12 protein-coding genes and 2 tRNA genes are annotated in these 13,547 nt (G+C 33.1%); 7 read left to right on the forward strand and 7 right to left on the reverse strand.

The features are described from left to right. Positions 1–7: 7 nt before the first annotated feature. The gene (locus J2Y60_RS02745; protein WP_309912050.1) at positions 8–1,042 is read right to left on the reverse strand and encodes a DNA polymerase beta superfamily protein; all 1,035 of its coding nucleotides are present in this window, start codon (positions 1,040–1,042) and stop codon (positions 8–10) included. 520 nt (positions 1,043–1,562) lie between these two features. Here J2Y60_RS02745 and ffh point away from each other — a divergent pair. Beyond that, positions 1,563–2,897 carry a signal recognition particle protein gene (gene ffh, locus J2Y60_RS02750; protein ID WP_309912049.1) on the forward strand — a complete coding sequence of 445 codons (1,335 nt, stop codon included), beginning with the start codon at positions 1,563–1,565 and terminating at the stop codon, positions 2,895–2,897. A 146-nt stretch (positions 2,898–3,043) separates the two neighbouring features. Here ffh and J2Y60_RS02755 read toward each other — a convergent pair. Together J2Y60_RS02755 and J2Y60_RS02760 are read right to left on the reverse strand one after the other, a co-directional pair. After that, positions 3,044–3,121 (reverse strand) — tRNA-Val (locus J2Y60_RS02755). Between the two features lie 18 nt (positions 3,122–3,139). Beyond that, a tRNA-Val gene (locus J2Y60_RS02760) sits at positions 3,140–3,217 on the reverse strand. 346 nt (positions 3,218–3,563) lie between these two features. On the opposite strand from J2Y60_RS02760, the gene J2Y60_RS02765 reads away from it, so the two are divergent. Next, positions 3,564–4,337 carry a TerC family protein gene (locus J2Y60_RS02765; RefSeq protein ID WP_309912048.1) on the forward strand — a complete coding sequence of 258 codons (774 nt, stop codon included), beginning with the start codon at positions 3,564–3,566 and terminating at the stop codon, positions 4,335–4,337. Between the two features lie 124 nt (positions 4,338–4,461). Here J2Y60_RS02765 and J2Y60_RS02770 read toward each other — a convergent pair whose 3' ends face one another. The 3 genes from J2Y60_RS02770 to gldG form a co-directional block, all read right to left on the reverse strand. Further along, a complete protein-coding gene (locus J2Y60_RS02770; protein ID WP_309912047.1) occupies positions 4,462–4,917 on the reverse strand; it encodes a thioredoxin family protein in 456 nt (151 codons plus the stop codon). Positions 4,918–5,097: 180 nt separating this feature from the next. Beyond that, positions 5,098–6,222 (reverse strand): DNA polymerase III subunit beta, encoded by a 1,125-nt coding sequence (gene dnaN / locus J2Y60_RS02775; RefSeq protein WP_309912046.1) that lies wholly within the window; start codon positions 6,220–6,222, stop codon positions 5,098–5,100. Between the two features lie 178 nt (positions 6,223–6,400). Continuing rightward, entirely contained in the window at positions 6,401–8,065 is a 1,665-nt protein-coding gene (gene gldG / locus J2Y60_RS02780; RefSeq protein WP_309912045.1) for a gliding motility-associated ABC transporter substrate-binding protein GldG, read from the reverse strand. A 242-nt stretch (positions 8,066–8,307) separates the two neighbouring features. Here gldG and J2Y60_RS02785 point away from each other — a divergent pair, with 242 nt between their 5' ends. The 5 genes from J2Y60_RS02785 to J2Y60_RS02805 all read left to right on the forward strand — a co-directional run bounded on the left by J2Y60_RS02785 (position 8,308) and on the right by J2Y60_RS02805 (position 12,256). Beyond that, the gene (locus J2Y60_RS02785; RefSeq protein WP_309912044.1) at positions 8,308–8,673 is read left to right on the forward strand and encodes a LytTR family DNA-binding domain-containing protein; all 366 of its coding nucleotides are present in this window, start codon (positions 8,308–8,310) and stop codon (positions 8,671–8,673) included. Between the two features lie 438 nt (positions 8,674–9,111). Further along, positions 9,112–9,513, forward strand: a complete 402-nt coding sequence (locus J2Y60_RS02790; RefSeq protein WP_309912043.1) for an FdtA/QdtA family cupin domain-containing protein — start codon at positions 9,112–9,114, stop codon at positions 9,511–9,513. Beyond that, positions 9,494–10,582 (forward strand): DegT/DnrJ/EryC1/StrS family aminotransferase, encoded by a 1,089-nt coding sequence (locus J2Y60_RS02795; protein WP_309912042.1) that lies wholly within the window; start codon positions 9,494–9,496, stop codon positions 10,580–10,582. The genes J2Y60_RS02790 and J2Y60_RS02795 overlap by 20 nt, the downstream gene beginning before the upstream one ends. 11 nt (positions 10,583–10,593) lie before the next feature. After that, positions 10,594–11,496, forward strand: coding sequence for a glycosyltransferase family 2 protein (locus tag J2Y60_RS02800; RefSeq protein WP_309912041.1), 903 nt, complete (start codon positions 10,594–10,596; stop codon positions 11,494–11,496). Beyond that, the gene (locus J2Y60_RS02805) at positions 11,486–12,256 is read left to right on the forward strand and encodes a class I SAM-dependent methyltransferase (protein WP_309912040.1); all 771 of its coding nucleotides are present in this window, start codon (positions 11,486–11,488) and stop codon (positions 12,254–12,256) included. Before J2Y60_RS02800 ends, J2Y60_RS02805 begins: the two co-directional genes overlap by 11 nt. A 133-nt stretch (positions 12,257–12,389) precedes the next feature. On the opposite strand, the gene J2Y60_RS02810 is transcribed toward J2Y60_RS02805, so the two are convergent. Further along, positions 12,390–13,286: a YitT family protein gene (locus J2Y60_RS02810; protein ID WP_309912039.1), complete on the reverse strand. Its 897-nt coding sequence runs from the start codon at positions 13,284–13,286 to the stop codon at positions 12,390–12,392. Positions 13,287–13,547 lie beyond the last annotated feature (261 nt).

Consider the following 13,547-nt stretch of genomic DNA (forward strand, 5'->3'; position numbering starts at 1 on the left):
AAAATCACTATAAATTTACTGCCTCTCTTACTGCTAGTAATAGCGAATTGACAAAAGGCATTTCTACATCATCTGGTAACGTAGATATATCATAAAGTTGGTATAACTGTTGAATGTCATACTCTGTATTTTCTATAAAAGCATCCAAATTAATTTCTCCATGCCTTATTTTTAACAGTTCTTTAGCATTTGGCCGTCGAACATTAATTGTTCCTTCTGTCGCAATTTCACGGGCAATATCTAATAATCTTCGGCAATGCAAGAGGTTTTTACCATCTATTTGTTGCCCATGATTGTTTATATCAACATATCTTTGGGTATTTCTATTGGTCAGCCATTCATTATACTGGTTGTATTCTCGGCAATGAGCTGAATATCCTTCCTGATTATAATATAAAATAGTCACTGGTTGTTCTCCTTGTGGAATAGAAGATAATTTTAATGCATTTCCTTTTTCAGTTACAATGCCATGATATCCTAAAGTATTCTGAGCATCATAATACAAAGAAAAACAATCTTTAAAATGGTTTAAAGCAACTAATCCACACTGGTTTTCAATAAGTTGATTAATACCTAAGTACGTTAATAATGAAATAGTTTTACCGTTTTCATACACATAACAAAAATCGTAAGGAGACTTTCTCTTTACTTTATCATGTTCCCAATTCATCTTTTTTTGTAAGCCTCTAGCTTTTTTTATTTGTGCAATAGCATAGCCTCCAAAAGAATGTAAACATTTTTTTGTCAGGAATTTATCTCTTTCACGAATGATTAAATCGAAAGCAGGATGTTTTTCAATGATACAATCTTTGGGCATAAACAACAACTCCAACATTGTTGGGTTGGCAGATTGAAGTAATTGTAAATATCGCCTCACTTCATAATAACATTCATCTTTATTTACATCAATTTGTTCAAGATAGTTAAACCCAATCAGTTCTTTGGTCGATTGGGCATATACGCCTTTATAATCAATATCTGAATTTACTGTATTGGTGCCATAGGATTGGCTACCTACTATAGTTTTAAATAGTATGTTCATTTGCGATAAACTATTTATTACTTTTCAGAAAAAAATAGTTGTTTTAATGGGTCTAATACTTGGCTGAGTAAAATAAACAATTTTATTGAATTGATAATGTCAATACTTGATTTATCATAAATTAGAAACCCTTAATGAGAATCTACTTGAAGCAATGACAAGTTTTTTAACGATACAAAGTTGAATAGCTAATACGCAAGGTATTTGCGTAGATGAAATTATTTTAAAACTATTTAGATTTGATTTTTGAAAGCCTTGATTCACATACAACATACATAAATCATTCTCTACTGTTTTATTAAGAATTTTGTACCTTTGTATTGTAACTCAAAATTGTAGAGAAATGACTTGTCACAAAAATAAATCTGAGATAAAAACATCTTTAGATGTTGGATTAGTTTTGATGATGAAAAATACAAATCGTTCTGAAAAAAATTTAGGAGTGTCAATAATGACTAAACTTTGTAAAAATTAATTTTGAGCAAAATCATACAAGAAAAATTAGAAGCAATAGATAAAAATGTTTGAGAATTTAAGCAGTAAAATAACCACCGCAATGCGTACCCTGAAAGGTAAGGGACGTATCACGGATGTCAATGTAGCAAGTACTGTCAAGGAAATCCGCAAGGCTTTGATGGATGCCGACGTTAACTATAAAGTAGCTAAAGAAATCACTGACCGTATCAAGGAAGAAGCAATGGGACAAAAAATCCTTATTGCTGTTGATCCTGGACAAATGTTGGTAAAAATTGTGCATGAAGAGCTCGTTAAATTGATGGGTTCGTCGGTACAGGCTATTAATTTAAAACCAGACCCAGCCGTTATTTTAATTGCAGGTTTACAAGGTTCTGGAAAGACTACTTTCTCAGGTAAATTAGCACAATACCTTAAAAAGAGTGGTAGAAATGTGTTGTTAGTTGCTTGTGATATTTATCGTCCTGCGGCTATCGACCAATTGAAAGTATTAGGGGAACAAGTAGGCGTAGATGTATATGCTGAACCTGAGAATAAAAACGCTGTTGAGATTGCCCAAAATGCCATTTCTTATGGACGAAAAATGGGTAAAAGAGTAATCATTGTCGATACTGCTGGTCGTTTGGCGGTAGATGAGGCAATGATGAATGAAATTGCAGCAGTTAAAGATGCTATCAAACCTTCAGAAATCCTTTTTGTAGTGGATTCGATGACGGGGCAAGATGCTGTAAATACTGCTAAAACATTCAACGAACGCCTGAATTTTGATGGTGTTGTATTGACTAAATTAGATGGTGATGCCCGTGGTGGAGCGGCGCTTTCTATTCGTCATATTGTAGATAAACCAATCAAGTTTATTTCTACAGGCGAGAAAATGGATGCCCTTGATCAATTCTATCCTGATCGTATGGCGAGCCGTATCTTGGGTATGGGTGACGTACTTTCTTTGGTGGAAAGAGCACAAAATGCTTTTGATGAAGAAGAATCAGAACGTATCAACAAGAAAATCCGTCAGAACCAATTTAGTTTTGAAGATTTCTATTCGCAGTTACAACAAATCAAGAAAATGGGTAACCTCAAAGACTTGATGGGTATGGTTCCAGGAATGTCGCAAGCTGTGAAAGACGTAGATATTCCAGACGATGCGTTTAAATCTATCGAAGCTATTATTCAGTCAATGACGCCGAAGGAACGCCAGAAGCCTGAAATTTTAGATATGTCTCGTAAGAAGCGTATTGCAACTGGTTCAGGAACGTCTGTCACTGAGATTAATAATTTAATCAAACAGTTTGACGGAATGCGCAAAATGATGAGAATGATGAACAATGTGCAAGATGGCAAAATGAAAATGCCTAACATGGCAAATATGATGCGTAAATAGCTGTCAGCTTTGAGTAATTAGCTTTGAGCTTTATCAAACAAAAAGGGTTAAGAAGATTTATCTTTTTAACCCTTTTTGTTTGATATCAATATGAAGCCAATAAAAAAGCCTTAACATTTCAAAATGTTAAGGCTTGTCTTGTTTGATGGTGGTCCCACTAGGATTCGAACCTAGGACCCCCTGCTTGTAAGGCAGGTGCTCTGAACCAGCTGAGCTATGAAACCGAGATTGTTGTTGTAATTTGGTGGTCCCACTAGGATTCGAACCTAGGACCCCCTGCTTGTAAGGCAGGTGCTCTGAACCAGCTGAGCTATGAAACCAAATCCCTTTCTTTTAAGGTGGTGCAAAATTACGCTTTATTTCCTTACTGTGCAAATCTCAACGAAGAAAAAAATCAATACTTTTTTGTAAAAAATGATAAGTGTTTTATTATCAATAAGTTAAATTATAAGAAAATTTGCATATTTTTTTATTCTTTTATAATCAGCAAGCGACCTTTGTAAAGTAAGGCTAGATGAGGCTTTAAAAAAGAAGAACTCATCAAAACGTTCATGCCAATTTTGGGATAAACTGTAGTGATTTTTAACCTTTCATAACAATTGAGGTTTTGTTTATTGGCTAAACTGAATAAATTTGTGTAATCAAAATATTTAAACCAAAACTAAAATGTCAGAATTATTTACAGCAGGGGGTATTATAAGCTTACTTACACTTACTTTTTTAGAAATCGTTCTTGGAATAGATAACATCATTTTTATTTCAATTGCAGCCAATAAATTAGCGAAGAAAGACCAAGCAAAAGCTAGAAATATAGGTTTATTGTTAGCAATGCTTTTTAGAATTACCTTATTGTTTGGTATTTCATTCATTATTTCATTACAAGAACCTTTTACTTTCATTAATTTAGGTTGGTTTAATGCTGGGATTTCTGGACAGAGCTTAATCTTATTTGTCGGAGGATTATTTTTACTATTTAAAGCTACTTCAGAGATTCATGAGAAACTTGAGGTAGGAGAGGAACATGATGTAAAAGTACCTAAAGGTTCGGCAGCGGATAAATTGACGGCTGTAGTGCTTCAAATCGCATTGATTAACATTGTATTCTCGATAGACTCGATTCTTACGGCGATTGGTTTAACTCATAATTTACCAATTATGATTATTTCAGTAGTACTGTCTATTGCTATTATGATGGGCTTTTCTGGGCCAGTTGGTGATTTTGTAAACCGTCACCCTTCTATTCAAATGCTGGGTATGGCATTTTTGATTATGATTGGCTTTATGCTAATCGCTCAATCTGCTCATGATGCTAACGTTTCTTTATTTGGTTCAGAAGTAGGTGAGGTACCAAAAGGATATTTATACTTTGCTATTGCGTTCTCATTATTGGTGGAAGTACTGAACATTAAAATGAGGACAAAACAGGAAGTTGTTAAATAAATTTTATGCTATCCACCGATTCATCAAAATAGCGCAATAGATTTTATAAGCACTTCAGTTACTAATAAAAAAGCCGTGACTTTGTTTGATACAAAATCACGGCTTTTTTATTTTCTCAAAAATATTACTTTACAAATTTTTTCGCTTGTGCTAAAATTACATTGGCAGCATTCGGAATAGGGTTAGGAACACCTACCATAATCGTTTTAGGCTTACCGTTGCTATCAATAAAATAAATTGATGGGTATGCATCTACTGGATATTTTTGAGCAACTGCTGGGCCTTCACCATTCTCATAATCCATGGCTACACAAATATATTTTTGGTTCATGTAATCTCCCAAAGCTTTATCAGTAAATACTTGATTTTTCAAGATTTTGCATGGTCCACACCAAGTAGTGTAGCAATCCATCATAATCATTTTGTTTTCTTTTTTGGCCTTTGCTAAAGCTTGTTTAAAAGTACCTTTGAAAAATTGAATGCCTGTAGCAGCAACTGGGTCTTTTGAAAGAGTTGGTTTAGCATTTACACCGATGGCAAAAAGGATTAATAAAGCAGATAAAATTCTAGTTTTTAACATTTTATTAAGATTGATTAAGTTTGATACAAAACGTTTAAATTGGTTATAATAGTTTAGCCGATGAATAATTCTTTAACTGTTAATTGAATAACAAAGTTTGTCATTAACAATCATTAACATTTTAAAACTAAAAAGGCGTAAGAATAAAACTCTCACGCCTTTTTTCGATTATATTTTTAATTATGCATAAGTATTAAGCATAACTGGCATTACTAACATTAAAATATCTTCGTCAGCTTTTTTGTCAGCAGGAATAATCAAACCAGCACGGTTTGGCTGAGACATTTCTAGCGAAATCATGTTTGAAGTAAGGTTGCCCAACATTTCAATCATGAATTTAGCATTAAAGCCAATTTCCATTTCATCGCCTTCATAATCACACATTAATCTTTCATTAGCTTCGTTAGAATAATCCAAATCCTCAGCCGAAATCACTAAATCGTTGTTTGATAGTTTTAAACGAATTTGATGAGTTGTTTTGTTTGAATAGATAGAAATACGTTTCAAAGAACCTAAAAACTCTGAACGGTTGATTGTCAAAACATTTGGATTGTTTTTAGGAATAGCATTTTCATAATCAGGGAAACGCTCGTCGATTAAACGACAAATCATTCTCACATTATTGAAGCTGAAGAAAGCATTAGATGTACTAAAATCTGAAGTAACGGTAGTATCGTCAGAAGGCAATGATGATTTCAATAGATTCAATGCTTTACGAGGAATAATCATCGTAGAATCATACTCAGACTTTACATCGCTTCTTTTATAGCGAATCAAACGGTGACCGTCTGTTGCTACAAAATTGGTATATTCAGGTGACAGTTGTACATAAACGCCTGTCATTGCTGGACGTAAGTCATCATTTGAAACAGCAAAAATAGTATTTGAAATGGCTGCACTTAGTACTTCAGCAGATATTTGTACTGACAAACTCTTTGTCACTTGTGGCACTTTAGGGAAATCGATTGGATTCTCGCCTGATAGCTTATAACGACCATTTTCGGTGATGATTTCAGTACCAAAAGTGTCTTTATCAACTTTAAACGTAATTGGCTGATCTGGTAACCCTCTGAGAGTATCCAACAATAAACGAGCAGGAATAGCGATTGCTCCGTTGTCTGAAGATTCAATTGCTAGCGTCGTAATCATTACCGTCTGTAAATCAGAAGCAGTCACTGTCAGTTGAGTTTGATCAATTTGGAATAAGAAGTTTTCCAAAATAGGTACAATCGGATTATTAGCAATAACGCCATTAACTGTCGATAGTTGTTTCAATAAAACTGATGAGGATACGACGAATTTCATTATCTTGAGGAATATTTTTAGTTGAGAATGACTATTACATTATCAAAACGCATCGGGTTTTGATATTGAGTACTTTATTTTTAAAAATTACTACAAAACTACGAATAAGCCCCGACTTTTAATTATTTTTCACCAAAATTCGCTAAGAAGAAAGGTTTTTTTTGCAGTTAAAAATATATTATCGTGTATATTTTCTTTGTCTCCAAAAGTTTCTGGCAAGCCCAAGAACCACTAAAATGATTACGGGAACAATTAAATTGATTGATTGCCAATAAGTTCTTTCATCTTGCAAGGCCGCTTTGTCTAAAGGTCTTAGCTTGATTTCTTTGTTTCGGGCTACTATTACGCCATTATCATCCAATAAATAATCAATAGCATTTAATACAAAATCTTTGTTGGCAAATGTATTGCCAGAGTATTTATCAAAACCAAGGGGTAGGGGAGCATTGTGTTTTTGATCAAAATCATTCACAGGAATGTCTCCATCTGAACAAACGATGATTTTAGAATCCTTCCCTTCTGCTTTAAAAGTAGCAAAACGAGGGTCGCTAGGCAAAATTCTATTTTTGAATAAAGACTCGAATTTACCTTCAAGCAATATACCCACAGTTTGAACACCCCCTTTGTATTGATTAGCATTCAAATCTTTACTAGCGAAATTATAGCTCATAATCGCTGGAGCGTGCAATAACTGCGTATATTGAGATGTCATCAACAATGGTACTTTAGTAATGCCATCGGCACGAACGGTATCTAATGAACCTACGTATTTAGTATAAATAGCATCCAGATTTCTAACAATTGGCGACTTCCCAAAAGTGTTGATTAAAGGATAATATTGCCACTGAACAAGCTGAATATTAGAACGGTCGCCAAAATTTCCAATATCCAAAGGAATAGCCGCACTCATTTGGGCATCCTTAATTAAATTAGGATTTAAACGGACACCATATTTAAACAATAAATCTTCTAGTCCAACATTTTGAATTTGAGCCATATTCCCTTCTCGAGCTACAGAATCCACCTTTACTGCATCAACAAAGAAAATCGCCTTGCCTCCGTTTATAATAAATTGGTCAATTTTGTATTTATCATCATCGTTGAAAAGCTGGTCGGGCTTTAACACAAAAATAGCATCTAAGCCATCCAACGTAGGGGAATTTCTTAAATCAACAGGATATAATTCATAGTTGGGCTTTAAAGCACCAATTAAGTCTAGCTGATTGACCGCAGGAAGCGATGTATAATTAATAAAAAAGCCAATTTTCTTTTTTTGAGTAGCTGTTACTCTTTTGATGGCAGAAGCTAACTGATACTCAACACCTTCGTAAGACTGATTCAAAATTTCTTGTGGAGAGGATAATTTATTCCCTTTTAATAATAAAGTAGCAATTTCCTTGCCTTTATAAGTGATAATTGCACCGGGTAGAATCAAACTTTGCGTTTTTTTTCCATCTTCATTATTATAAACATTAGTAGGCGTAATTCCCTTTTTAGCAATAGCCGCTATTCTCTCATTTCTTGTTTTCTCGTCTCTATATTCAGCATTCAAATCAACAAAGGTGTATTTCACGTTTGAACCACCATAAATCCTAAATTCATCCAACGTCTCTTTAACAGCATTTTCTAAGCGCTTAAAACCAGCAGGAATACCTTTTCCTGTTAAATATACTTTTATATATACTTCATCATCAAGGTTTTGCAATAAATTCTTGGTAGCATCAGCAATCGTATATCGTTTTTCTTGGGTTAAATCTAACCGAAAAAAGAAATGGCTTGCCAATAGATTAACGCCAATTACTGCTATAAAAATGATTATAAATTGAATGCTTTTATTTTTCATTTAATTTTTAGAAAATTTTCTTCTCACTGTTTTTGTTAAGACAGACTGAAATGTATTGATGTTTTATACAAGCCTACAAAATTAGTATTAATCTTTTATTAATTCATTTTAAACGAAGGTTGAAACAAAACGGTATTCATAAATAAAAAAAATAAAAGATTTTGTTACCATCATAACGCCTTTCTACGACTAAACTGACAGGAACTTGAATAGTTTTTCTAACCACCAACTATAGATAGCGTATGTCACTTTTAATACCTCGCCCAAAAATACAACTAACCGTTGATTTAAAAAGAAAGATATTCATTGGAATAGATAGGATAATTATGTTGGAAGCCAGCGGGAATTATACCCTAATACACTTGAAAGATGGAACAAATTCCTTGTTTGCAAAGTGTATTAATGCCTTTGAAGATGAATTGAATGCTCAGGGATTTCTAAGAGTACACAAGTCATACATCATTAATCCTAAATATGTTGTGAAATATATTAGTAAAGATAATACCATCATCATGGACAACAATTTGTATGCGCCTATTTCCAGAAGAAAAATGAGTATGATTAAATCCTCCTCTATCAGAAAAATTGTGGGGAAATATACCAAGTAAAAAAAAATCTCTAAATCTATATATTATATTTTTATTAAGCAGTAGTCCTTTTCATTGGATTACTGCTTTCTTATGTTTGGTAGAAAGTAACGTAACAAGGCACTAAACTAAATAAATCAACTATTTTTTTGTTTACCCTCTTTTAAAGAGATAATATAATGCCCTCTGAAATATAAATTTTGGTATCGATTTCGTTATTTAATTGATAGCCTGATTTTGGAAAATTAAGTTTTGAGGTTTATCTTTGAAGTAACTGCTTTTAGGTATAAAAAAATAAGTTTTATACCAACCATGAAAACCGTTTTTAGTTTAAAATAAACTAAAAACAATTATCACATCACATTTATCCAATTCAGAAAATTATTAATTAAATCATCAATGCAATCGGATTTTATTCTACATAATTTCCGATGACTTTTGGTGGAAAACAAAATTTCAATGAGTAAATTTCTTGAATTACAATGTTTTGATTCTGAATCAGGCTCTCTAACCGTTTTTGAAAAGCATCTTCCTGGCAGTATAAAAAGGGTTTTTTATATTCACTGTGGAGAAGGCAAGGTGAGGGGGGGGCATCGCCATAAAAAAACTTGGCAGGCAATTACCTGTTTGACAGGTACTTGTAGAATTTATATTAATGATGGGAAGAGCGAAAAAGAATATTTTTTAAGTTCCCCTAATCAGTGCATCATCCTTGAACCTGAGGATTGGCACATTATGGATTCTTTCTCTGAGTCATGTATTCTATTAGTTTTAGCCAACGAGCTATATGATGCTAGTGATTATATCGACGAACCTTATGAAATGATACAACAAAAAGAAAATGCAAATACCTTTTCTTAATTTAAAGGCTATAAACAAGCCTTTTGAGCTGGAAATCAAAGAAGTTTTTGATGAAGTTTTAGAGAAGGGATGGTATATACTAGGAGAGAAGGGAAGGGCTTTTGAAGAAGCCTTTGCTCAGTTTTGTAACGTAAAATATTGTTTGGGCGTTGCAAATGGCTTGGATGCTTTAACAATCATCCTTAAAGCTTGTGCCTTTCCTCTGGAAGCAGAAATTTTAGTTGCCTCTAATACTTATATTGCTACTATTCTAGCTATTAAACATGCTGGCTATGTTCCCGTTTTAGTAGAACCTTCTTTGGAAACTTATTTAATTGACCCAGCTAACATTGAGCAAAAAATAACATCCAAAACAAGTGCTATACTGGTTACGCATCTTTACGGAAAATGCTGTGATATGCAGACGATTAATCTGATAGCAAAAAAGCATCATCTATATGTATTTGAAGATGCCGCACAGGCTCATGGGGCTAAATACAATGGAAAACTAGCAGGAAATTTATCAGATGGTGCTGGATTTAGTTTTTATCCTTCTAAAAACTTAGGAGCACTGGGTGATGCTGGCGCTATTACAACCAACGATGAAGCGTTGGCTGAAAAAATTATGGCTTTAAGAAATTATGGCTCTAGCAAAAAATACGTATTTGATTATCAAGGAATAAATAGCAGACTAGATGAGATTCAGGCAGCAATATTAAGCTTGAAACTACGGAAATTGGAAGATGATAATCATTACAGACGAAAAATAGCTTCTTTATACCTCAATAATATCAAGAATGACAAAATAATATTGCCCCCTAATGATACGCTTGAGGATGATGTATGGCATTTGTTTGTCATACGGACAACCCAAAGAGACGATTTTGTAAAATATATGTTATCTAAAGGAATAGGTACTGATATTCATTATCCTATCCCTCCGCATCAGCAAAACGCTTTTACCGAATGGAATCGAGTATCATTGCCAATCACAGAAAAAATACATAAAGAGGTGGTGAGTATTCCTCTAAATCCCTCACTGACTGAAAACGAAATCACATATATCATTGAAACTATAAATATTTTCTAATCCCATTTTTTATGTTATTATCGGTTGTCATTCCAGTTTACAAAGGTGCAAAGACCATTGGTAAATTGATTGAAAAACTTCATGAAGAATTAAATCAATACGACTTTGAAATTGTGTTAGTCAACGACGGTAGCCCCGACAACTCAGAGCAAGTGTGCTTAGAATTATCCAAAAAATACAGCAATATTACGTTTGTTTCACTCAGAAAAAACTTTGGAGAATTCAATGCTGTAATGTGTGGTTTAAACCATGTTAGAGGCGAATATGCTGTGATGATTGATGATGATTTCCAAAATCCACCCTCCGAAATTATTAAGCTACTCGAAGAAGCACAAAAAACAGGGTTAGAAGTAATTTATACTTACTATTCAGACAAAAAACATAGTATTTTCAGGAACTTTGGAAGTTGGTTGGTTAATCAATTAGCAACCCATCTATTAAATAAACCCAAAGGGCTCTATCTTTCAAGTTTTAAATTAATCAAGAAAGATATTGTAGATGAAATTTGTCAGTATAAAGGCCCATTTCCTTACATCGATGGCATTATTTTTAGTGTAGTTTCCCAAGTAGGCAGTGTGCATGTGGAACATTCAGAAAGAGAAGAAGGGCATTCTAATTATACCTTTAGTAAACTATCAGTACTTTTCCTGACAATCATTTTTGGCTATTCAATCCTACCTGCTAGGTTTATTTTACTCTCAGGCTTTTTCCTTATTGTGGTTTCGCTATTACTTTTTGGATTAGATATATGGGGCATATTGTCTGAATATTCTATTACAGTTTTCATGTTTTTTGGAGGAGTACAATTAATGTCATTGGGCATTATTGGAGAATACATGGGTAGAATGTTCTTAACACAAAACAATTATCCACAATATTCAGTAAAATATAAAGTACTAAACCATGCTAAATAGTAGTGTTGAAGAATACAAAATGATGTATGATGCCGAAGAGAAACTTTGGTGGTATAGAATCTTACATGAAAAAGTATTAGCTGAAATAGTCAAAAAATATCCTGACAATGACAATATCAGTATTTTGGATATTGGTTGTGGCACGGGGGGATTAATGAGTTTTTTAATAAAAAAAGGTTACCAAAATATTCAAGGGATAGACTATTCAGAAGCTGCCATTTTCTTTTGTAAAGAAAGAAAACTAAATGTGCAGCGACTGAATATAGAAAATTTAAGTGAGCTTGCTGTATTTAATAAATTTGACGTAATCGTTTGTAATGATGTGTTTTATTGCCTTGAGAGAGACTTAATCAATAAGACTTTTGAAACGATTTATTCTTTATTAAATACAGACGGAATATTTATTTCAAATAATAATGCTTTTGATGTTTTTTGGGGTACACATGATATTGCAGTAGGAGGAAAGCATAGATTTATTATTAACGATTTTGAAGTATTAGTACCTCGACATTTACTAAAGATTGATTACTTTTCTTATTGGACATGGCTTCTGTCACCTTTAGTACTCGCAATCAGATTAAGCCAACGATTGGGTATAAAATTAGGATTAATAAAAACAGATAATGTAGTTTCTGATGTAGAAGTCCCTTCCGATTTCGTGAATAATTGCTGTTATGAGTTAGTGAAATTTGAAGAAAAACTATTTTATAAAGGGTTCTTTGGGAGTTCTTTATTTATGAAAATATCAAAAAGGATTTAATCTAGTACAGATTAAACCCTTTTTAATTCAGTTGATGTTATTGAGTAATACATTTTCAAGTTATTTTTAATTCACTTGATATTATTGATTAATGTATTTTCAAATCTTCAAATCCTCAAATTTTCAAATTATTTTAATGCAAAGGCAATTTTTTAATCATTCCACCTTTTACGTCATTGATACTTTGCTGGATGATAAAAGCCGATTTATCAATATTGGCAACTTCATCGGTTAATTTTTGAATTTCTAATCGAGTAACTACCGTATAAATTATCTCTAAATCTTCATTTAATTGCCCTCGCTTTCCAAACCCTCTTTTACCATTAAAAATGGTAACACCACGTCCTAATTTTTCGATAATTACTTTTCTGACAGCTTCGCTATGTTCTGTGATGATGGTTACGCCTGTAAATTCTTCAAGACCATGAATTAAGAAATCGATGGTTTTAGAAGCACCTAAATAAGTAAGCATAGCATACATGGCAGTTTCTACACTAATTAAAATAGCTGCTGCAGAGAAAATAATCACGTTGATAACTATAATAACGTCACCCACACTCAATACTGTTTTACGGCTAATAAACAAGGCTAATACCTCTGTACCATCTAATACACAACCACCACGAATACATAGTCCAATGCCTGCACCCAAAAAGAAACCACCGAAGACCGCAATCAAAAGCTTGTCTGTAGTGACAATCGGAAATGTAATGAAAGTCAAACTCAGTGCTAGTACACCAATGGCTAATAAAGTTTTAAAAGCAAAAATTTTAGATACTTGCGTATAGGCCAACCATATAAAAGGCAGGTTGACTATGATAATTAATAAAGGCAAATTGATGTCTGTTAAAATGTTGATTAACAGGGATATACCCGTAACGCCTCCGTCTAAGAAGTCGTTTGGGAGTAAAAATCCTTTAAGCCCGAAACTAGCTGATAGTACACCAACTATTACAAGCAAGGCATCTTTACCATATTGAAGTACTACGTTTTTTTGTTGCGAAGTGTTTTGTAGAATTGGTTGGATCATAATGTAAAGGGGTTTAATGAGCAAATAATGCTTATGAAAAATACGAAGAAAACAACGAAAAAAATACTTCTTGCCAATTATTACTTACTGTAAAGTAGAATGTTTTGTGCTAAAAGAGAAACACAAGAGATGTATTCTGGAGTTGAAGTAAGAAGAGTTTAAAATCAGTTTCTTCATAGAAAATGTACCTATATAACGTATAGACATATTTTTTATTGTAGAATACCCAAATAAAAAAGGCTTCTGATTTCTCAAAAGCCT

This window comes from Arcicella sp. BE140 (assembly GCF_031456255.1).
GTDB lineage: Bacteria > Bacteroidota > Bacteroidia > Cytophagales > Spirosomataceae > Arcicella > Arcicella aquatica.